Annotated in this window: 15 protein-coding genes; 14 read left to right on the top strand and 1 reads right to left on the bottom strand. The window is 44.6% G+C overall.

Translation table 11 applies throughout. The features are described 5' to 3' along the window. Nucleotides 1-1,132 precede the first annotated feature (1,132 nt). From AACV78_RS21595 to AACV78_RS21575, 5 genes are all read left to right on the top strand, one after another. Entirely contained in the window at nucleotides 1,133-1,321 is a 189-nt protein-coding gene (locus AACV78_RS21595) for a hypothetical protein (protein ID WP_194010745.1), read from the top strand. Between the two features lie 1,222 nt (nucleotides 1,322-2,543). Continuing rightward, entirely contained in the window at nucleotides 2,544-3,398 is an 855-nt protein-coding gene (locus tag AACV78_RS21590; protein WP_194010746.1) for a calcium-binding protein, read from the top strand. A gap of 481 nt (nucleotides 3,399-3,879) precedes the next feature. Continuing rightward, a complete protein-coding gene (locus AACV78_RS21585; protein WP_194010747.1) occupies nucleotides 3,880-7,101 on the top strand; it encodes a tetratricopeptide repeat protein in 3,222 nt (1,073 codons plus the stop codon). A 24-nt stretch (nucleotides 7,102-7,125) separates the two neighbouring features. Continuing rightward, nucleotides 7,126-11,217, top strand: a complete 4,092-nt coding sequence (locus AACV78_RS21580; RefSeq protein WP_194010748.1) for a tetratricopeptide repeat protein — start codon at nucleotides 7,126-7,128, stop codon at nucleotides 11,215-11,217. Beyond that, on the top strand, nucleotides 11,210-13,012 hold the full coding sequence (locus AACV78_RS21575; RefSeq protein ID WP_194010749.1) for a tetratricopeptide repeat-containing sulfotransferase family protein: 1,803 nt from the start codon (nucleotides 11,210-11,212) through the stop codon (nucleotides 13,010-13,012). Before AACV78_RS21580 ends, AACV78_RS21575 begins: the two co-directional genes overlap by 8 nt. A 124-nt stretch (nucleotides 13,013-13,136) precedes the next feature. Here the strand turns inward: AACV78_RS21575 and AACV78_RS21570 are convergent, their stop codons facing one another. Beyond that, complete coding sequence (locus AACV78_RS21570; protein WP_194010750.1) at nucleotides 13,137-13,316, bottom strand: phosphotransferase; 180 nt, start codon at nucleotides 13,314-13,316, stop codon at nucleotides 13,137-13,139. Nucleotides 13,317-13,380: 64 nt separating this feature from the next. On the opposite strand from AACV78_RS21570, the gene AACV78_RS21565 reads away from it, so the two are divergent. The 9 genes from AACV78_RS21565 (at nucleotide 13,381) to AACV78_RS21525 (ending at nucleotide 21,973) form a co-directional block, all read left to right on the top strand. Further along, nucleotides 13,381-14,115, top strand: coding sequence for a glutathione peroxidase (locus AACV78_RS21565; RefSeq protein WP_194010751.1), 735 nt, complete (start codon nucleotides 13,381-13,383; stop codon nucleotides 14,113-14,115). A 195-nt stretch (nucleotides 14,116-14,310) separates the two neighbouring features. Continuing rightward, nucleotides 14,311-15,282, top strand: coding sequence for a sodium-dependent bicarbonate transport family permease (locus AACV78_RS21560; RefSeq protein ID WP_194010752.1), 972 nt, complete (start codon nucleotides 14,311-14,313; stop codon nucleotides 15,280-15,282). Between the two features lie 4 nt (nucleotides 15,283-15,286). Continuing rightward, nucleotides 15,287-15,595, top strand: a complete 309-nt coding sequence (locus AACV78_RS21555; RefSeq protein ID WP_194010753.1) for a P-II family nitrogen regulator — start codon at nucleotides 15,287-15,289, stop codon at nucleotides 15,593-15,595. A 357-nt stretch (nucleotides 15,596-15,952) separates the two neighbouring features. Next, on the top strand, nucleotides 15,953-16,438 hold the full coding sequence (locus AACV78_RS21550; RefSeq protein ID WP_194010754.1) for a hypothetical protein: 486 nt from the start codon (nucleotides 15,953-15,955) through the stop codon (nucleotides 16,436-16,438). Between the two features lie 171 nt (nucleotides 16,439-16,609). Then, entirely contained in the window at nucleotides 16,610-18,583 is a 1,974-nt protein-coding gene (locus tag AACV78_RS21545; RefSeq protein ID WP_194010755.1) for a carbamoyltransferase family protein, read from the top strand. A gap of 241 nt (nucleotides 18,584-18,824) precedes the next feature. Beyond that, complete coding sequence (locus AACV78_RS21540) at nucleotides 18,825-19,232, top strand: SxtJ family membrane protein (RefSeq protein ID WP_194010756.1); 408 nt, start codon at nucleotides 18,825-18,827, stop codon at nucleotides 19,230-19,232. Continuing rightward, on the top strand, nucleotides 19,233-19,397 hold the full coding sequence (locus AACV78_RS21535) for a DUF5989 family protein (protein ID WP_194010757.1): 165 nt from the start codon (nucleotides 19,233-19,235) through the stop codon (nucleotides 19,395-19,397). 4 nt (nucleotides 19,398-19,401) lie between these two features. Continuing rightward, complete coding sequence (locus tag AACV78_RS21530) at nucleotides 19,402-20,634, top strand: SGNH/GDSL hydrolase family protein (RefSeq protein WP_194010758.1); 1,233 nt, start codon at nucleotides 19,402-19,404, stop codon at nucleotides 20,632-20,634. 13 nt (nucleotides 20,635-20,647) lie between these two features. Beyond that, complete coding sequence (locus AACV78_RS21525) at nucleotides 20,648-21,973, top strand: hypothetical protein (protein ID WP_194010759.1); 1,326 nt, start codon at nucleotides 20,648-20,650, stop codon at nucleotides 21,971-21,973. Nucleotides 21,974-21,977: the final 4 nt, after the last annotated feature.

The following is a 21,977-nucleotide window of genomic DNA, read 5'->3' as shown; positions in this document are numbered from 1 at the left end:
CAATGATCGTTATTGGCTACTTTTCGATTGCCTTAATCGTTTTTATTGTTTGGTTCAAAAGTTTTTGGAACGATAGTGCGACATCAAAAACTGACTTAATCTCTTGGATAGCCTTAGTAATCGGCCCTCTGATTTGGCCTGTTGTGCTGCCCCTATCCCTTTTGCAAATTACCAGCAAAAAGTCTGTTGTTCCAGTTAAATCCGAGTAATTGTTCTAATAAATTGTAGAAGTAACTGACTCAAACGCTGTTGGGTGTTTCGTCATAACTTATCCCCCCTACATCGCTCGTGGCAGCGATCGCATCTTCATCTTGTTTTTCCCTAACCATGTGCATCTATAAGGTCAATATTTTTTGACCGCTCTCCAATTCTGCATTCTACTATTTTAATCCTGCTTTTTTGTCACCAGATTACTCTGACAAGCCTGATGCTGTCATGGCTGAGGTTCCTGACAGTATCAGGGAGCATCTCTGTCCGAATGCAAAAAGTATTTTTTACGACTTGCGCTCTGTCGCGCGATCGCGCGGGCTTGGCTTATAGATGTGTCGCGAGGTAGCGTCCTCCATCGCACGGGTTCGATAACCTGTGCTGCGAGCGCGACAGCACTCAAACAAAAAAATGCTGTTTACTACACAGCCAGAAACACTCAAGCTCGATAAGCAATGTAACACGGTCTGTTGCTCGATCGAGTATAACTTAAGACATATTTATTTGAGCGATCGCTCACTAACTTCATAGTTTTTCTGGCTTTGGGCCGCCGCACGCCCTTGAGGGAATTTGGGAAAATGCGCGCAGGACAAAAACCGCTACAGTCTTTGTGCTGCAGGCTTTAGCAGCTATTGTTTCTTAAAATGTAGCAGCTTTTTACAGGCAATTGTAGAGTTGGAGAACGCCTAAATCGTCGAAGTCTTACCGCAGTTAGATAGACAATGCAAGGGGGAGACTGCAATATGAAATAGCAATAACAACTGTTTGCCCCATAGGCAAAATTTGTTGTAGGCGATCGGACATCAGGATTTGAGTACGCCAGCGTTCGGATTTTAGAACGGGTGCTGTATTGGCGGGAACTTCTCAAAAAAACGTGCCGTCACTGTAGCCAACTTTGCTATTTACACAAACAATAGGACTTAAAATGAAAGAAATATCTGAAAAGCCAGTTTATCGAATTCTTAATCTAGTGTCGCTGCTAGCCCTGAGCTACTATGCAGCTACTTCGATAGGTTATATTTTCGAGAGCGACCCTCACATTTACAGCTACGATAACCAGAGCTATTCTAACGGCTCAACTCAGCAACTAGAAGCACACAAATCGTCTCAATAGTACAGCTTGTCTATGAATGCTCAATCAAATTCCCTCGAAATTGCTAATTGCGGGCGTACTCCTCGAAGTTAACAATTAGCCAGAATTTTATTACTTAATAATCAATTTGATTAATTTAAATTGTTAAATATAATTATCAGAAAAACTTATATATTAATTGTCAACTGTCAACTGAATGCAGGAGGCTGAGGGTGTAGTTTCACTTTTAACAGTCCCATACTCCGGCTTTCAAGATTTATCTGTTTGGCATTGTGTCGCCAACCGAAGACAACTAATCCGATTTGCGATCGGCGATTGGTGGTGACTTCCTGCGCCAGCGGGTTGGGAACCTAGGCTCGATCGGTTGCATTTTTTGAGCGAAACTAATGTTAAGCTCGGCAGCAAATTATTCTCACCTTTGACCAAACGTCTTAACTCTAAGCTATTGTGCAAATAAACATTGTATATTTTGATGACAATCAAAAATCGTCAAATTCTCTCCCCCTCTCCCCTGATCCCCATCGGACCCTCAATCGCCATACACAATCTATATGAGCAACAGCTTAGTGTGCGGCCCTTAATCGCAACTCGATTGCCGAAATCACCGATTTTATTAGATAAAAACTGGGGTGATGAGCCACAAAAGTGCCTCAAGGACTGTGTTGGGGCGCAATTTTGACCGAAAGCGACCCCAAGCTTGGGCGGCCTGGGAATGCCCGCTAAATTTTTTTTTGATTTTTTGGGAACTATTGGCGGAACTCAAAAGTCAGGTCAACGAGAGTATACTAAAACATTGCAACTCCTGTTCTGCCCGAACGGGCCCGAACAGGAGTAGCAGGGCGATCGACAGTTGCCAAGGACTGCGGTGCAAATTCTCAATCTTGAGAGCATACTCCCATTAAAAATGGTCAGCGTGTATTTGCAGACTAATGTTTTAAAAATGACTAGCCGCACCAGAGCTAGGTATGGTAAACTCACAAACGTTTAAGTGGAATATTTTCGTGTTAGAGGAGGGAGTTGTGGAGTGGAGAGTCCAAAGCAGGAAAAAACCGATATTTGCTGCTATACGAATAAAGGATTGTACTCGCGCTCCGGGGCTCCCTGCTGACAAATTAAATTACATGACAGCTTATAGCAGCCGGGTCAATTAGGGTCTCAACCGATGTCCGGTTTCATTTATTGAATCCCTTTGGAGGGAAAAGTGTATTGTAGAAAAATGATTGATCTTTTAGGAGGAGTGTAAATGACACAGGTAACTAATCCAACAACGCCAGTAACTTCTAACCCGACAGGTGGTGGTGGTTCTAACATTATCGGCGCTCAAACGGATAACAGATTGAACGGCACCCAACAAGCCGATATCATTCTGACTTTTGGCGGCAATGATGTCATTGCTGGCGGTGGTGGTGATGACATCATTATTTCCGGTGGCGGCAGTGACAGCATCGGCGGCGGCAGTGGCAACGACGCTATCTTTGCAGGCAGCGGTAACGATGCGGTCGCTGGCGGTGACGGCGACGACCGGATCTTTGGCGGTAAAGGAAATGACATCATCGACGGCGGTGCTGGCAATGACTTGGTTTCTGGCGACAACGGCAACGACACCGTACTCGGCGGAAGTGGCAACGATACCGTCTTTGGCGGCCGGGGCAACGATATCGTGAGCGGTGGCGACGGCAACGACAGCCTCTACGGCGGTAAGGACAACGATACAGTCGATGGCGGTGCTGGCAATGACTTTATCTCTGGCGACAGAGGTAGCGATGTCTTGACTGGCGGTGCCGGCAGCGACACGTTCTACTTCGCTGGTTTTGGCGGCGACTTCGGCGTAGACACGATCACTGACTTTACTCCAGCCGAAGATAAGATCGTATTGAAGTCAGGCGGTGTGTTGGGTGCTTTGGGCACAGGCTTGGATTCCAGCGAGTTTGTCGTGGTTTCTAACTTCAATGCAGCCAGCAGCCCTGGAACTGCTAACAAGTTGGTTTACGACCCGCAAAACGGTGTGTTGTACTTCAACGGTACCGGCGGAGTGCTAACTATTGCTCAGTTGCAACCTGGCCTGACAATTACCTCGAACAACTTAGAACTGTTCTAAAACAACTGGCAGTTGTGGGCCAGCACTGGATAACATCTGGGGCTGTTCTTACAACTGCCGATCGTGTTTTAAAGGATTTCAACCTCACTCTGCTACCAGCGGGGTGAGGTTTCAATTCGGGAATTGAAGTAGGGACTGTTATAGCAGGAGGCAGGAGGCAGGAGGCAGGAGGCAGGAGGAAGAGGTAATAATAGCAATGATTTGGGCACTCGAAAAGACCCTAAGCGTTGTGGCGGTTGCTATAAAAAAAAATCGATCGCCAGTTATTGATGAAATTAATCGATCGCCCGCTCGCCTAATACCAAATTCATAAAATAGCGCTACATATCTACCCCCCCCCAGCCCCCCCTTATTAAGGGGGGGAGTCAAACTTTCGGTAGTAGCATAACTTTATGAAATTGGTATAAAATATACAAAAATTTTAAAATCATAATTTATAAGTTTTCCTGAAGCGGGGAAAAACCGCAACTGCCCAGAAGCAATGAGCACTGAAGCATACATCCGTCAAGCCCAAGTTTATTTGAAGCAGGGGAAGTTAACTGAGGCGATCGATATTTGCCATCAGGCGATCGAACTACAGCCATTTTCGCCGCTAGCTTACACCACTTTAGGCGAAATTCTCGAAGCGAGCGGAGACCCGACAGCGGCAAGAGATGCTTTTGTGCAAGCTTTGGAAATTTCGCCCCAGTTTGTTCTGGCTCATGCTTATTTGGGTCAACTTTACAACGAGTATTGCTGGTTGGATGAGGCGGCTTTTCATTACCGCAAAACTCTGGAGTTGAAGCCAGATTGGGCGGAAGTTCATTATAACTTGGGAAATGTTTTTCACAAGCAGGGTAATTTGTTGGGCGCGATCGACTGTTACCGAAAGGCGATCGCCCTTCAACCCAATTATCTCCTTGCTTGCTACAATCTGGCTGTGGTTTTAGATGAAAACAATCAGCTTGCTGCGGCTATTGATACCTACCGTCTGACGATTGCCAAACAGCCGGATTATGTGGAAGCTTACAACAATTTGGGCGTGCTTTTGCTGAAGGACGATCGCCCTGCTGAGGCGATCGAGATTTACCAACAAGCGATGGAGATTAAGCCGGATTGGGCGACGCTGCACAATAATTTGGGGCAAGCGCTGCAGGACAAAAATCCCGATCGGGCGATCGCATCTTACCTCAAAGCTATTGAGTTGGAACCCGACATGGTTTTAGCCCACTACAATCTGGGGAAAGCTTGGCAATTGCAGGGAGAACATTCGGCGGCGGTTGCTTGTTTCGATCGGGTAATCGAACTAAATCCCCAACATATTTCGGGCTGTACGGATGCCGGATTTTCTTTGATGGTTTTGGGTCAAATTGCCGAAGCCATGCCTTATTTTCGGCAGGCGATAGCTCTGAAGCCTGATTTTGTTGAGGCTTACTGCCGTTTGGGAGAAATCCGGCAAACTGCTGCTGCAGAGGATGATGAATTGTCAAGGGCGATCGCTGCGTGCGATCGATTTCTCGCAGCATTGATGGGAAGTTCGGCAACGGATTTTGTAGCGGATGTAACGGATTTAACGGATTTAAAAGTCAAGGAAGAAGGAAGAAGGAAGAAGGAAGAAGTCCGAGGGAAGAAGTCCGAGGGAAGTTCGGCAACGAGCAATGTACGGGATGTAACGGATGTAACGGATGTAAGTCCGTCGGAAGAAGTCCGAGGGAAGAAGGAAGAAGGAAGTTCGGCAACGGATTATGTAGCGGATGTAACGGATGTAACGGATGTAACGGATGTAAGTCCGTCGGAAGAAGTCCGAGGGAAGAAGGAAGAGGGAAGAGGGAAGAGGGAAGAGGGAAGTTCGGCAACGGATTATGTAGCGGATGTAACGGATGTAACGGATGTAAGTCCGTCGGAAGAAGGAAGAGGGAAGAAGGAAGAGGGAAAAGGGAAGAAGGAAGAAGGAAGAGGGAAGAGGGAAGAGGGAAGATTAATTACCGATTCCCCCTTACCAATGCCCAATGCCCAACGCCCAATGCCCAATTGCCCTGTTTGGCCGATGCCCGATTCCCAATTACCAATTGCTGAAATTTGCGATAATTTAGCAGCAATTTACCTGCATTTGGGTAACGCTTTAACAGAGTACGGCGGTGCTGAATCTGCCGCCGCTTATTATCAAAAAGCTTTGCAAATTAATCCGAAAAATCCAGAACTTTACTGGCGGCTGGGCAATTGCTTGGTACAGCAAAAGCGCCTGAATGCGGCCATTGCAGTTTACCACATGGCTTTGACGGTTCAACCAGCTCTACCGCAGGTTTATGTAGAATTGGCAAAAGTCCAGGAAAAACAGGGGCGCTGGCAACGGGCGATCGACTATTATCAAAAAGTTTTAGAATTGCAAAGCTGCGGGTATACTCAACTATCGCAAACAGGGAACTCTCTGGCAATAGCAACAAGTGCGATCGCACTTCCTCAAGGTATTTATCTATCGACTTGGGATTGGTTGGTTAATGCCCAATTGGATGCTGGGAATTATGTAGAAATAGTTTGGCAAGCCCAGACAGAAAATGCCGAAGTTTTGGCTCATTCCCAATTACCAATTGCTCATTCCCAATTGGCAAATTCCGATTGTGGTGGTTTGACTTGCGGGCTGTGTTTGCAGCGAATTTCTAAGTGGTTCGATCCGGTGCATTTGGGTTGGGGAGTTTACGGTTTATCTAACTCGAAACCGATACCTGTGGATGCGCTAAAAACTTTTGTGGCACAGATTCCCCACGGGCGAGTTTGGATTGTGCCGCAGCAAAATTATTGGCTGATTTCCAAGGCGATCGCTGTCATTACTCCCGATAATTATTTGTTGGCTGATGTGTCGAGAGATTATCCTGATTTGTTGCCGGGATGCGACAAGCATGATGTTAGAAAACATAGCGTTTTTGACTTAGAATCTTTTCCAGGTTTAAAACAAATTGAGGGCGTGGTGGCGGTGCTTTCTGGCTTGTCGGGAAATGTCTATTTTCACTGGATGGTGGACGTTTTGCCGCGAATTGAATTGCTGCGGCAAAGCGGTAGGGATTTGGCAGAGATTGATTGGTTTTTGGTGAATAGTTGTCAGCACCAATTTCAGCGGGAAAGTCTCGAAATTCTGGGCATTCCCGAAGCAAAGGTTTTGGAGAGCGATCGCCTGCCTCACCTTCAAGCAACAGAGTTAATTGTACCTTCTTTTGCGGGATATTTGGGCTGGCCGCCTGGGTGGGCGATGGATTTTTTGAGGCGGGAGTTTCTCACGAAAATTATCCCAGGTTCGAGTTATCCAAAACGCATTTATATCAGCCGCCACAAAGCGAGGTATCGCCGAGTTTTGAACGAGGAAAATGTGGTTGAGATTTTGGAAGAATATGGGTTTGTTTCTATCTTCCCTGAATCGATGTCTTTGGTTGAACAAATTGCTCATTTTGAGGCTGCTGATGTGATAGTTGCCGCCCACGGTAGCGGCTTAACTAATACGATGTTTTGTCGGCAGGGAACTAAAGTAATTGAGTTGGTGTCGCCTCACTATATCAGCCATTATTACTGGGGGATTAGTCAACATTTGAAGTTAAATCATTATTACTTGGCGGGCGAGGCTTTTGAATGCTATCCTATTAGACAGTTAATGTATCAAAATTCACTGACTGAAGATATTTTGGTGAACTTGAGTTCGCTAAAAAGGATGCTTGAAGTGGTTAATTTGGGTTAGCTGGCATTTGGAGTAAATTTAATTATGCCCTCGATTGAGAAGATGCAAAAAGCAGCGGTTGATTTGAATCGGCAAGCAGAAATTCATTTAGCTGAAGGAAGATTTAATGAGGCGATTGCTGCTTGCGAGTTAGCGCTGAAAATTGAACCGAATTTGGCTGCTGCTTGTCAGACGCTGGGAAAGGTGATGCAGGTGCGAGGTGAAATTGAACAAGCTAAGCAGTGGTATGAATCGGCGCTGGATCGCAATCCAAATTTGCCGGAAGTTTACGCTAATTTAGGCATTTTGTATTCTCAGGCGAAACAGTGGGAAAAGGCGATCGCCAGTTGTGAAAAAGCGATCGCCCTAGCGCCAAATTTTGCTGCTGCTTACCGACAGTTGGCGAAAGTTTGGACGCAGTTGGAGAATCGAGAAAAGGCGACTGAGTGTTGGTATCAAGCTTTCAAAATCGAGCCGAATTGGGCAACTGCTGACGAGTACGTCACCTTGGGAAATGGTTTAGTTGAATTGGGAAAAGTGCCACAAGCGATCGAATGTTATTCCCGGGCAATTGAGTTAAACCCGCAACTGGCAACAGCTTATCACAATTTGGGGGAAATGCTGGTAGGTCAGAAGCGGTGGGATGAGGCGATCGCCAATTACCGCCAAGCCATTGCCATCAATCCAGATTCTTTTGAATCTTACCACAGTTTGGGTAAAACTTGGGCCGAGCGAGGAGAATGCGATCGGGCGATCGCCTGTTACCGCAAAAGCCTCGAAATCAATCCGAATTACGCCCGTGCATACCTTGGTTTGGGCAATGTTTGGGCGCAGAAACGCGAGTTTGATGTCGCAATTCAATGTTACCGTCAGACTCTGGAAATCAATGATAATTCCTATTGGGCGCACAATTATTTAGGCGAAGCTTTGGCTCAAAAACAAATGTGGGAAGAAGCTATTAGTTGCTACCGCCAAGCCATTGCTATCAATCCCGAAATTCCTTGGTTTTACTGCAATTTAGGAATTGCTTTAACCTGCGAAAAATCCTGGAATGAAGCTGTTAGCGCTTACCTCCGCGCGATTCAACTCGAACCGAATTTGACTGGAATCAATCAGAGATTGGGATATGTTTTGCGGAAGCGCAGCGAATCGGGTTTAGACAGCACAATCGAAGTTTATTGTCAAGCTATAGAGCTGCTTCCTAGCGGAAAAAATTACCACACATTGCTGGGAATTGAGTTGGATGGAGCGGAATTTTTGATAAATTTAGGCAACAGTTTAGCGAAACAGAAGCAGTTGGAAGGTGCGATCGTATTTTATAGCATGGCCATCAAAATCGATCCCAATGCTGCGGAAGTTGTCGCCAAACTTCAGGAAGTGCGGGCGAAACAACAGGAATTGTACGCAGAAATCGCTGCTTACCGCCACCAAATCGCAATCGATCCGAGCAACTCTAAGGCTTACAATGATTTAGGCAATATTCTACCGCAATTAGGAGAATTGACCGAAGCAATTATTTGCCACCAAAAAGCCAGTGAATTGAGAGGTTGGCCAGAATGTGCGGCGAAAAATTATCAATTTACCCAAGATTGGTTTACCCACAATATCCCTATTTGGCAGCGGCATTTGCAGCAGTTTACCGGAATCGCAGATTTTCAAGTTGTGGAAATCGGCAGTTTTCAAGGAATGTCGGCTTGCTGGTTGTTGGACAATATTTTAACTCATCCGACGGCAAAAATTACTTGCATCGATTTGTATTTTCAACAACATTTTAAGGGCAATATTGTTAAAACGGGAGTGGGCGAGAAGGTAATTGAATTAGAAGGTTACTCTCAAGATTTGTTAATTAATTTAACTTCAGAATTTTACGATATTGCTTACGTTGACGGCTGTCACAAACCCACCAGCGCTTTGCAAGATGCGATTTTATCTTGGAGGTTGGTAAAAGTTGGCGGATTGATGATTTTTGACGATTACGAGTTTACTTTTCCCGATAGCCCGGAGCAAGATACTAAAATTGGAATCGATGTTTTTTTGGAGATGTTTAGCAGTCAGTTAGAAGTAGTACACAAAGGCTATCAACTGATTGTCAAAAAAACGGACAATCAAAAATTGGGCGAAGAGCAAACTCTGTTGTCTCTGGGTTGGGAAAAGTTGGGGGATATTGCGGCAAATACGGGTTATTTGGATGAGGCGATCGCCCGCTATCAAACAGCTATCAAAATTAAGTCTGAGAATTACTTGACTCACCACAAGTTGGGTAAAGCTTTGCAAGCAAAAGATTTGTTTGAGGAAGCTGGGGCCGCTTACCGAAGGGCGATCGCGCTTAACCCTAATTTTAGTTGGGCTTACCACTTTCTGGGGGAAACTTTACAGGCGATCGAGCAATACAGCGAAGCCGCTGCTGCTTACCACAAAGCGATTGAATTAAATCCCGATTTTTGTTGGAGTTACAATAATTTAGGCGATGCGCTGATGGAGCTTTCTGAGTGGGAAAACGCTGCTGTTAGTTACCACAAGTTAGTTGAACTGAATCCCGATTTTTGTTGGTCTTACGAGAGATTAGGTAAGGCTTTGGTTGCACTAGAAAATTGGGAAGAGGCGACGGATGCTTACCGCAAAGCTATTGAATTAAATCGGGATGATTGTTGGCTGTACAATAGTTTGGGCGAAGTTCTAGAAAAACAAGAAAATTGGCCGGAAGCAGCGGTGGCTTTTGGCCGTGCTGTTGAGCTAGAACCCAATGAGAGTTGGCTGTACAAAAAGTTGGGCGATGCGCTGCGGAATCAAGGGGAATTGGAAAGGGCGATCGCCATTTACGAAAAAGGCATAAATCTCGATCCAAAATCCTGTTGGTGTTACGAAGGATTGGGTTTGAGTTTAATTGTAAAACAGCAGTGGGAACCTGCAATCACTAATTTAGTTCAAGCCCTGCAAATTCAACCCGATTTGTTTGAAGCTTACGATAATATAGGGTATGCTCTGGAACAACAAGGAGAAGTCGATGAGAGCGATCGAGCAAAATGCAGCAATCAAATCTTACCTTTAAGTATTCTCAAAAAATACTGTGGGTTTACAGAAGATTTGACCGTTACAGCAGAATCCAATCCGCACCTCACCTGCATTGACATCTATCCTGCGAGTCAAATCAATTTATCTGATTCCAAAACAATCGACAGCAGCCGCAGATTTGGGGAAAATCAAAGTCATTCCAGAAAAGCTTTTGTTGCCGTATTGTCAAACGGACGAGCTTGGGCCGATGTTGTGACTACCGCCGTGATTAATTCAGACAATAAACTTGTTGCTGATATTTCAATGGGTTGTGCTGAATTAGTAATTACTTCCGACAAATTGCCTCCCGCTGAACACGTCGATGGAAATGTGGCTTTTTTATCTGCTCGCTGGGGTGGAGCCTCTTATTTTCATTGGATGTTTGATGTGATTACCCGATTTGACCTTTTGCAGCGCAGCGGATTGATAGAAACTATAGATAAGTTTGTTGTCAATGCCTCGGATTCTTCCTATCAAGCAGAAACTTTAAATACTTTAGGAATTTCTCAACATAAACTTTTAGAAAGCCGCTGCAATTTACATATTACAGCAGATAAATTAATAATTCCATCAATATCTTATGACGGAGCGGGGGCTGTTTCAAAATGGAAGTGTGAACATCTACGACAGACATTTTTAAATGAACAGCAGCCACTAAATACAAATTATTCAGAGCGCATTTATATCAGTCGCGAACAAGCATCCTATCGGCGAATCGTCAACGATGAAGAGGTAATTAAATACTTAGAAAAATTGGGGTTTCGTGCAGTCAATCTGGAAACGATGTCGGTAGCGGAACAAGCAGCGTGTTTGGCTGCTGCTAAAGTGGTTGTCGCACCTCACGGAGGCGGGTTGACTAATCTAGTTTTTTGCAGTCCGGGAACTAAGGTAATTGAGATTTTTTCTCCCCTTTACGTTCCGCATTGTTATTGGATGATTAGCAACTTGTGCGGTTTGGAACATTACTATTTAATTGGTGATTTGGTTGATGATCGAACTCCGACAAAACCATTACATAAGAATATGCGGTTGGATTTGAACTCGCTGGAACAATTACTAACTCTTGCAGGAGTTTTGCATGGATAATGACTACCACGAGTTGGGAAATTCCCTGCAATCAAGCGGTAGGTTTGATGAGGCTGTTGCTGCTTACCGCAAAGCTGTTGAGTTAAACCCGGATTTTTCTTGGTCTTATCACAATCTGGGCGATGTTTTGCTGAAACTCGAACAATGGGAGGATGCTGTCTGCGCGTACAAAAAAGCTGTTGAGTTAAATCCCGATTTTTCGTGGTCTTATCACAATTTGGGCGATGCTTTGCTGAAACTTCGGGAATGGGAAGAGGCTGCTGCGGCTTACCGCTGCGAGATTGCTCTCAACTCGGATTTTACTTGGTCTTTTTGCAATTTGGGCGATGCTTTAACTCAACTAAAACAGTGGGATGAAGCTATTGCTGCGTATTTGAAAGCTGTGGAAATTGACGGAAGTTTGCCGGGAATTTATGATAAATTGGGGTATGTTATCGGACAAACAAAGTCTGATTTAAAGTTGGTATTAGAACAGGGTCAATTGCAAATTACACCGGAAAATTGGGATTTTTATTTGCAGTTAGGAAAAAATTTAGGAAAGTACGATCGCCCAAAAAGCGCAATTATTTTTTACCAACTTCTCTTGACATACGCTCCGAGTTGTGCAGAACTGTCAGCGGAATTAGAGGAGTTGTTACAGCAGCAAGAAAAGTACGTTAGCACTTTAGCCTCCGCCCGCGCCACAGTCGCCCAAAAACCCGATGATTGCTGGTCATATTACAATTTGGGTGCTGTTTTGAGCCAGCAAAAATATGGGGAGGAAGCGGCGGAAACATTTTTGCAAGCAATCCAAATAAATCCCGATAATCCTTGGTGGTTTTATTACAATTTATGGGAAATCTTGGTTGAGCAAAATAAGCTGGATGAAGTTGAGAAGTTGTGCCGCGAAGTTGTGGAAGCTCAACCGGAGGCTTTTTGGCCTTATTTGAATTTGGGCGAAGTTTTGACGAGACAAGGCAAAATTGCTGAGGCGATTGATTGTTATCAAACTGCTAGTTATAAACAAACTTTGGCATCTGCTATACTTAAAAATACAGGCAATTTGCCTCTTACAAAAACAACAGATAAAGTTAAATTTCCTAATTTTATAATTATAGGTTCTCAGCGGTGCGGCACGACTTCTCTGTACACTTATTTAGCTCAACACCCGCAAATTCTGACTCCGATTAAAAAGGAGATGGATTTTTTTTCGTGGCATTTTCACAGGGGAATTGATTGGTATTTGGCTCATTTCCCGCCCATGCCGGAGGGAGGGGAGTTTGTGACTGGTGAGGCTAGTCCTAGTTATTTTGACTGTCGGGAAGCGCCGAAACGTCTCTACAGCGCGTGTCCAGAGGCTAAGCTGATTGTGCTGTTGCGAAATCCGAGCGATCGCGCGATTTCTCATTTCTACCGCTTAAAGGGCTTGAATTGGGAAGGGCGATCGCTCGATCGGGCAATTAGCGATGAAATTGAACGGTTGAATCAAAATCCAGAATACATCATCGGCGAAGAACCGGGGAATTATTTAGCGCGCGGCAGATACGTAGAATTTATTAAAAATTGGCTGGCTTTCTTTCCCAAACAACAGTTATTAATTTTGAAAAGTGAAGATTTTTATGCAAATGCGGCGGCGACTGTCAAACAAGTTTTAGAATTCTTAGATTTGCCGGAATATCAATTACCTGAATATCAAAATGCTAATCCCGGTTTTTATCCGCCAGTAAACGAGTCAGTTTGCGAACTTTTAAACGATTATTTTAAACCTTATAATCAGGAATTAGAGGAGTATTTGGGGAGAAAGTTTGATTGGTAGTTAGTTGTTATTTGTTAGTTGTTATTTGTTAGTTGTTATTTGGTGGTTGGTGGTTGAAACCGCATCTTGTCAAACAAAGTCGGCCTGCGCCGGTTCATCAAGGGTATCCAAAACCCGGATTTGGTTATGAGTCGGCAGTTGTGAGTCGGCAGCAGGCAGGAAAACAAGCAACTACCAACCTCCAACCGCCAACCTCCAACTGCCAACCTCCAACTGCCAACCTCCAACCGCCAACCTCCAACCGCCAACCTCCAACTGCCAATTGCCCGCTGACTAAAAAACCTGTTTTCCCTTGACAAGTCATACTCGTTATGAGTACGCTATAATGAACGAAGGAATTTAACCCAAATACTCAAGGACTCAAAATTATGCTGCCTAACAAAGAAGGTCAAAGAGTACCCAAAGTCACCTTTCGCACTCGCAAAGACAACGAATGGGTGGATGTCACCACCGATGACTTGTTTGCAGGCAAAACGGTAGCGGTGTTCTCGCTACCGGGAGCATTTACTCCCACTTGTTCCTCAACACACCTCCCTGGCTACAACGAATTGGCGAAGGTTTTCAAAGAAAATGGCGTAAATGAAATCGTTTGTATTTCCGTCAATGACACCTTTGTGATGAACGAATGGGCAAAAGACCAAGAAGCAAACAATGTGACGTTAATTCCCGACGGTAACGGTGAGTTTACTGAAGGCATGGGAATGCTGGTAGACAAAACAGATTTAGGCTTTGGAAAGCGGTCTTGGCGCTATTCGATGCTGGTCAAAGATGGTTTGGTTGAGAAAATGTTTATTGAACCGGAGGAACCGGGCGATCCTTTCAAGGTGTCCGATGCTGAGACGATGCTCAAGTACATCAACTCTTCAGCAACCAAGCCCAAGGTGGTTTCGGTGTTTACAAAAGTAGGCTGTCCCTTCTGCGCTAAGGCTAAGGCCATGCTGACTGAAAAGGGCTTGGATTATGAAGAAATCGTCCTCGGCCAAGACATCACAACCCGATCGCTCCGGGCCGTAACTGGTGCTACAACAGTGCCGCAAGTATTTATCGACGGCAAGTTGATCGGCGATTCCGAAGCCCTAGAATCTTACTTGGCAGTGGCTTAGTGAGTTAAAAAACAACGGCTGCGGGTGTGTGCTGCACACCCTACAACGGCTGCGGGTGTGCAGTAGACACCCGCAGCCGTATTTAGTCCGATCGAGCTTTCGGAGTCAAAGGTTCGATCGCGCCATCGATCGCTTCTCGTGCAACAATTATGGGTGAAACAATATTAAAAAAATCAAAAATGGGAGTTAACGATCGTGGATTTGAGTCTCGTAGCGTCAAATATCTTAAATCCACCAGTTTTAGCTTTTTTCATGGGAATGGCAGCAATTTTTCTCAAATCCGATTTAGAAATTCCCGCCCCCATCCCCAAACTGTTTTCCCTGTACCTGCTGTTTGCGATCGGATTTAAAGGCGGCGTCGAACTGTCCAAAAGCGGTATTGACCAGCAAGTCGCCCTGACAATTTTGGCAGCAATGTTGATGTCTGCCCTCGTACCAGTTTATACTTTCTTTATACTGAGAATCAAACTCGACGCCTACAATGCTGCGGCGATCGCAGCCACCTACGGTTCCATCAGCGCCGTCACCTTTATCACCGCAACCTCTTTCCTCACAGCACAGGGCATCGACTTTGACGGTTACATGGTAGCAGCGCTAGCATTAATGGAATCCCCAGCAATTATCGTCGGCCTAATTCTCGTCAGCGTATTCGGCGGCGAAGAAGAAAAACGAGAAATAGTTTGGTCAGAAGTGATCAAAGAAGCCTTTCTAAACAGTTCAGTATTTCTGCTAATTGGCAGCCTAATTATGGGGATACTGACAGGAGAGCACGGCTGGGAAGTTTTAAGTCCCTTTACTCAAGATTTGTTTTATGGAGTTTTGACTTTTTTCTTGTTAGACATGGGCTTGGTTGCTGCTAGCAGAATTCAAGATTTGCAAGAAGCAGGAATTTTTCTAATCTGCTTTGCAATCCTCATTCCCATAGCTAACGCAGGAATTGGTTTAGTCATAGCAAAATCAATCGGAATGGGGGAGGGAAATAGCCTGCTGTTTTCAGTATTGTGTGCGAGTGCTTCTTACATCGCAGTACCCGCAGCAATGCGGCTGACGGTTCCCGAAGCTAACCCGAGCCTTTACATTTCAACAGCCTTAGCAGTGACGTTTCCGTTTAACATCATTGTAGGCATTCCCACGTATCTATACGCAATCAATATGTTTTGGAGGTGAACCGATGGAGACAGTTAAAAGAATAGAAATTATTGCTAACTCCGTGGAGCTCCAAAAGATTTTAGAGGGTTTAGAAAAAGCGGGAGTCCCCGGTTATTCAGTGATTCGGGATGTCGCCGGCAAAAGCACTAGGGGCAGTCGCAAGCGCGATTTAGCAATGACAATGCTGGATAATATATACGTGCTGGCTTTTTGTGAACCCGATCGCATATCGGCAGTTGCAGAAAACATTAGACCAGTGCTAAATAAATTTGGCGGGTCGTGTTTTATTTCCGATGCGGTGGAATTGCTAACCACTAAGTGCGTTGGGTAGCGATTAGTCATTATAGCCTTTCTCTAAAACGTGAGGTACCAGTTTTGCTATAAAAAGCTTGACACTGTAAGGGTTGCAGCACACCTCGGCATACCTCATGTTGTAGAGAAAGGCTATAGTAATGATAGATTTTAGAGACATAAAATACACTGCACACTAAAATTATCTTTCGGTCATTATTCGGTCATTATTAGGATCAATCATTCTGTAGTTGTCTCTGAAATCACGAACAATCTACAAGCAAAACCCGCCCCACCCAACTATCAAATATTCTGCGACTTACAAAAAAAACTCACGCAACATACAATTTCTGTACTCTGTTAAGATCGCTCAATATCTTGACAAGCAGCCCGATCCATGCAGACTATTAAAAAATCAACCAGACCTTTCAACTCTCAAGATACATATCCCTGTCCCGTCTGTCGCACCGGTGAAATTGCTACGATGCCGATGATGGAAGCTCTAGCTTGCAACTTCTGCCAGCACATTTTTACCGCCAGCGAAGAAAGGCAATCGCTCCAAATGGCCGATCGCCAGCCGCCCGTAACTTGGCACTGGAACGGCAAAAAATGGATAGGAGCACACCTCGAAGGCGTAGAATTCGGATGGCCTTATTTTGCCGCAGCGATCGGTCTCATCTTCCTTCCCACAACCTTGCTCGGACTTTCAGCTTACTACTTTCCCCCGGTTCCCGGCAGCCGCTTGTCGTGGCTGCCCGCAGCTTGGACTGGTTTAGCCTTTTTGTCCCATTTAGGCATAGTGCTGTGGTTGGTAGGCGAATTTTATCAATTCCCCGCGGCCACTTACTTGAGAGCTTGGGGGCGCAGGATTCGCAGGCGCTAGCTGGCTGGTGTCAGACGGTTGAGGGCCGCGCACCGAGATTTATTTCGGTAAAATTTAAGTAAAATTGGAGGCGATCGCCAAAGTCAATTCCAAATCAGCACCACTAAAGCTATAATCATTAGCTATTCTAAATACTCAGATACGAGCGCATAGCGATTTGTAAGGAGAGCGATGAACATACTTGGAATCTCGGCGTACTACCATGACAGCGCCGCAGCCTTAATTCGCGACGGAGAAATTATCGCCGCAGCGCAGGAAGAAAGATTTTCCCGCAAAAAACACGACGCCAGATTTCCTAAGAATGCGATCGCCTATTGCCTGAAAGAAGCGAACATAGAATTGCGGGAAATCGATCGCATAGTCTTTTACGACAAACCATTAGTCAAATTCGAGCGCCTTCTCGAAACCTACTTAGCCTACGCACCCCAAGGTTTTCGCTCTTTCCTAACCGCCATGCCCATATGGCTGAAAGAAAAGCTTTACCTCAAAACCATGCTCAAAAGAGATCTCGCAGAAATAGGCAACTGCAAAACCAATAAACTGCCATCTCTGCTATTTACCGAGCACCACCAATCCCACGCAGCCTCAGCATTTTTCCCCAGCCCATTCCAAAAAGCCGCCGTTTTGTGCCTCGACGGCGTAGGCGAGTGGGCCACCACATCCGTTTGGCTAGGAGACGGCAACCAACTAACACCTCAGTGGGAAATCGATTTTCCCCACTCCCTAGGTTTGCTTTATTCAGCTTTCACCTACTACACAGGCTTTAAAGTCAACTCTGGCGAATACAAACTCATGGGTTTAGCACCCTACGGCGAACCCAAGTATGTAGACAGAATTCTCACCAATTTGATCGACCTCAAAGATGACGGAACTTTCCGTTTAAACATGGATTATTTCAACTACACAGTTGGCTTAACCATGACAAATAAGAAGTTTGACGAACTGTTTGAAGGGCCGCCGCGTCAAGGTGAAGGACAACTGACTCAGCGGGAAATGGACATTGCAGCTTCCATTCAAGTTGTTACCGAAGAAGTTGTTTTGCGGCTTTGCAGAACAGTTAAAAAAGAATTGGATGTCGATTATCTTTGTCTCGCGGGCGGCGTTGCTCTCAACTGCGTTGCTAACGGCAGACTTTTGCGGGAAGGTATTTTTAAAGATATTTGGATTCAGCCGGCGGCGGGAGATGCTGGCGGTGCTTTGGGCGCGGCTTTGGCGATTTGGTATCAGTATTGCGAACAAACTCGCACTGTGGGCGACGAGTTACTGGCAGTAAATAATATTAAGCCGGAGAGGACTGAAGTCCTTACTACCAGTGGGGAGGAGAGGACTGAAGTCCTCACTGCAAGCCAAGCTGTCGCAACTGTGGCGAAGTCTGTCGCTCATTTAACTTGTCACGATCAAATGCGCGGTTCCTATTTGGGCCCGAAATTTACAGACGCAGAAATTCTTGAATATTTGGATGCTGTCAAAGCCAGCTACCACCGATTGGACGATGCCGAATTGATGCCGCAGTTGGCGGAAATTTTGGCACAGGGAAATGTGGTGGGATGGTTCCAAGGGCGGATGGAATTTGGGCCGCGGGCTCTGGGCGGGCGATCGATTATTGGCGATCCGCGCAATGCTAAAATGCAGTCCGTGATGAACCTGAAAATTAAATATCGCGAATCATTTCGACCTTTTGCGCCGTCAATTTTAGCCGAACGAGTTGCGGATTATTTCGAGATTGACCACTCCAGCCCTTATATGCTATTGGTAGCACCAGTCAAAGCCAGTCTCCGCATTCCCATGACTCCCGAACAAGAGCAGTTGTTTGGCATTGAAAAGCTCAACATTCCGCGATCGGAAATTCCGTCTGTTACCCACGTCGATTACTCGGCTCGCATCCAAACAGTTCACAAAGAAACCAATCCTCGGTACTATGACTTAATCAGTCATTTTGAAGAGCGATCGGGATGTTCGATTGTGGTAAATACTTCCTTCAACGTCCGAGGCGAACCCATTGTTTGTACTCCCGAAGATGCTTACCGCTGTTTTATGCGAACCGAAATGGACTATCTGGTTTTAGAGAATTACTTGATTCCTAAATCAGAACAAATTCCTTGGAAACAAGATGATGCTTGGAAAAATGAATTTGAACTAGATTAGTTATTAGTTATTTGTTGTTGGTTATTGGAAGAGTGCAAAGAACCAATAACGAATAACCAATTTAACTGGTTCCCCGGCTCTGCCTGGGAACCGATATCACTCTTGCTCTGCCTCGCTTGCTTACGGAGTCAAATTCGAGGCAGAGCCTCCGGATCTGCGTTACCAGGCTCTGCCTGGTAACGAGCATTCTTCCTTCTTCCCTCTTCTTTCTTCCTTCTTCCCTCTTCCTTCTTCCTTCAACATGAGCGACGAAATTAAACAACTAGATCAAAAAGGCCTGCGCGATTTCGGGTTGCTAATTGGCGGCTTAATTGCACTGCTGTTCGGTTTAGCAGTACCTTTACTGCGGCGGCATTCTATACCTTGGTGGCCCTGGGCTGTCGGTGCAGTGCTAGTCGCGCTAGCATTGGTTGCACCAAAATCCCTGAATCCCGTTTATCACGCATGGATGCGGTTTGGACTGCTCCTCAACAAGATCGAAACGCCGATCGTCCTAGGGATAGTTTTTTACCTGATAGTTTGGCCGATGGGAGTTATCAAAAACCTGTTTGGCGAAGATGCAATGCGGCGCAAACTAAATCCGAAAATGGATACCTACCGCATCCCAAGCAAAGCAAGAACAAAAGTTAGTATGGAGCGTCCTTTCTAAGTGTTTGAATCAACATTAGACTTTCTCAAAGATTTGTGGGCGTTTATGAGAGAACGCCAAAAATATTGGCTGATACCCTTAATTGTGACTTTAGTATTTTTGGGAGCTTTGATTGTATTGAGTCATGGTTCTGTGATTGCTCCGTTTATTTACACGCTGTTTTGAAAGAATGAGCAAATTGAAAAATTTGGGTGTCAACTTAGGTTTGATACTCGGTAGTTTATTCATGGGGGTGGTAATTGGTGAAGTTGGATTGCGAGTTGCAGGAGTTGAGGGCTACCCCAAAATTGGAGCTTTCGCAGACTCCGCGCCAACTCGTTTCCACACTGCCGATCCCGATTTGGGCTGGAAGCTGAAACCTGGTGTATCCGGGGAGTGGAAGGGCGAAGGTGAGAGTTTTGTGCAGGTGAATAGTGAGGGTTTGCGCGATCGCGAACACACAAAAGCCAAACCTCCCAATACCCTCAGAATCGCAGTTTTGGGCGATTCTTTTACCGAAGCAATTCACGTACCAGTCGAACAAACTTTCTGGTCGAAATTGGAACGAAAGCTAGGCAACTGCGAAGCTGTTAAGGGACGCAAAAATGTTGAAGTTATCAATTTCGGCGTGCAGGGTTACGGTAATGCTCAAGAATTGATAATGCTACGAAAAAAAGTGTGGGATTACAATCCTGATATTGTAATTCTTGCATTTTTTATTGGCAACGATGTAATTAACAATTCCCCTAAACTAGAATACGACCACTATCGACCATTTTTTGCGTATAATGCTAGCGGCAAGTTAGTACCGGATATGTCTTTTCGCAATTTAGCACCGATAGACCGCAACGCAAGAGCAGTTTCATTCGTAGACAAATTGCCCAGTTTTCTGGTCAACAATTCGCGCATTTTGCAAGTCATCAAAAAAATTGACATAGACCAGAAAAAGCTGCAGTTATCGGCAGATTTTTCCGGTTTGAGTACCAAAAACTTCATTCCACCTCAAGATGCAGCTTGGCAAGATGCCTGGAAGGTAACAGAAGGTTTGATTGTGGAGATTCGCAATGAAGTCGTGCAGAAAAATGCTGATTTCTTACTTGTGACGATCGGCGATCCGATACAAGTTGAACGGGATGCCCAGAGGCGAAAAAATTATATGAGAAAAAACAAAATTCAGGATTTGTTTTATCCCGATAAGCGGCTAAAAAAATTGGGCGCGCGCGAGGGTTTTCGGGTACTGAATTTATCCGAACAGTTTCAAGGTTATACTGAAAAATTTCAAGTGTGCGCCCACGGTTTTGAGAATTCTGTACCCTGTGGGGGTCACTGGAATGAACTCGGACACAGGCTTGCTAGTATTTTGATTGCTCGCAATTTGTGCGAAAACTTGAAGCAGTCTCAAGCCCCCAAACAACAACCGTAATCAGTCAAATTACATGAAAGACTCAACTTCGTTCAAAAAAGGCAAAAATATATTAACTTTAATCGCTGTTAATTTGGCGATCGCTTTTATTTGTCTTGAAGCTTTGTCGCTAGCTTTTTATTTTGTCAATCAAAAACAGTTTTTTTATACCAGAACCAAAGGCAAAGAAAAAGTAGCAGAAGACATTGAAAGGCTCGGAATTAGGCTAGATGAATCTATCGTAGAAAGACTGCACCCGTTTTTTGGCTACGTGCTCAAACAAGGTGCTTTTCCCAATGAAAAATTAAAATTAAAAGTCAACAAAGAAGGCTTTTATTCTCTGTACGAATATCCGTTTATTAAAACTAATAATAATCAATTGATTGTAGGAATTTTCGGCGGTTCTGTTGCTAACAACTTTGCCGTAAATGAATACGTCACCAAAAGATTTTCTCAAAAGTTAAAGAGTTATCCAGAATTCGCCAACAAAGAAATTATAGTTTTAAATTTCTGTAACGGCGGCTACAAACAACCCCAACAATTATTGATTTTAAATTACTTTCTAGCCTTGGGTCAAGATTTAGATTTAGTCATCAATATTGACGGTTTTAACGAAGTAGCACTGTCAAATTTAAACAACAAAGCTGGATTAGAAATAGGAATGCCCAGCGTTCAACACGTCAAGCCGCTGACGAGTTTAGCCAACAACAACTTGTCGCCGGAAGCGATGAGTTCGATCGTGCAAATTAGCGAAACTAAAAAACAGTTGAAAGCAGGTATTGACAAATTGCAAACTTGTCAGCTTGCTTTGTGTCACGCTATTACATCGCTACAGGTGAAACAATTAGTCAACAATTACCAGAAAGCCCTTGTCAAGTATGACCGGCAAGTCAAACAATCCAACCAAAACACGGAAAATAGCGGTATAGTATACCTTCCCAAAGCTGACTTTGTTTTGCCGGATGCTGCTGCTTTTAATGAAATAGCATCGATTTGGTACGAATCGTCGATCGCGATGAATCAAATTTTATCAAGTAGAAAAATTAAGTATTTTCACTTTATTCAGCCCAACCAATATTATCAAACTAAACGAATCTTTACCGCCAAGGAGGACGAAATTGCGATCGACAAGAATAGTCCTTATATTGAAGGGGTGAAAAAAGGTTATCCCGTACTGTTGTCTAAAGTCGATGGTTTGCAAAAAGCTGGGGTTAATGTTTTTAACGCCGTGAATATTTTGGACAATACCAAAGAAACAGTTTACAAAGATGGCTGCTGCCACTACAATTCAGTAGGAGAGGAAGTATTAGCAGACTATGTTTCCAGCTCAATGATTAAAGTAGTAAGAGAGTCAAAATAGATAT

Origin of the sequence: Tychonema sp. LEGE 07196 (genome assembly GCF_963890365.1) — a bacterium.
Lineage (GTDB): Bacteria > Cyanobacteriota > Cyanobacteriia > Cyanobacteriales > Microcoleaceae > Microcoleus.
The sequence above is the reverse complement of the archived record's forward strand: the minus strand, read 5'-3'. Positions and strand labels throughout refer to the sequence as shown.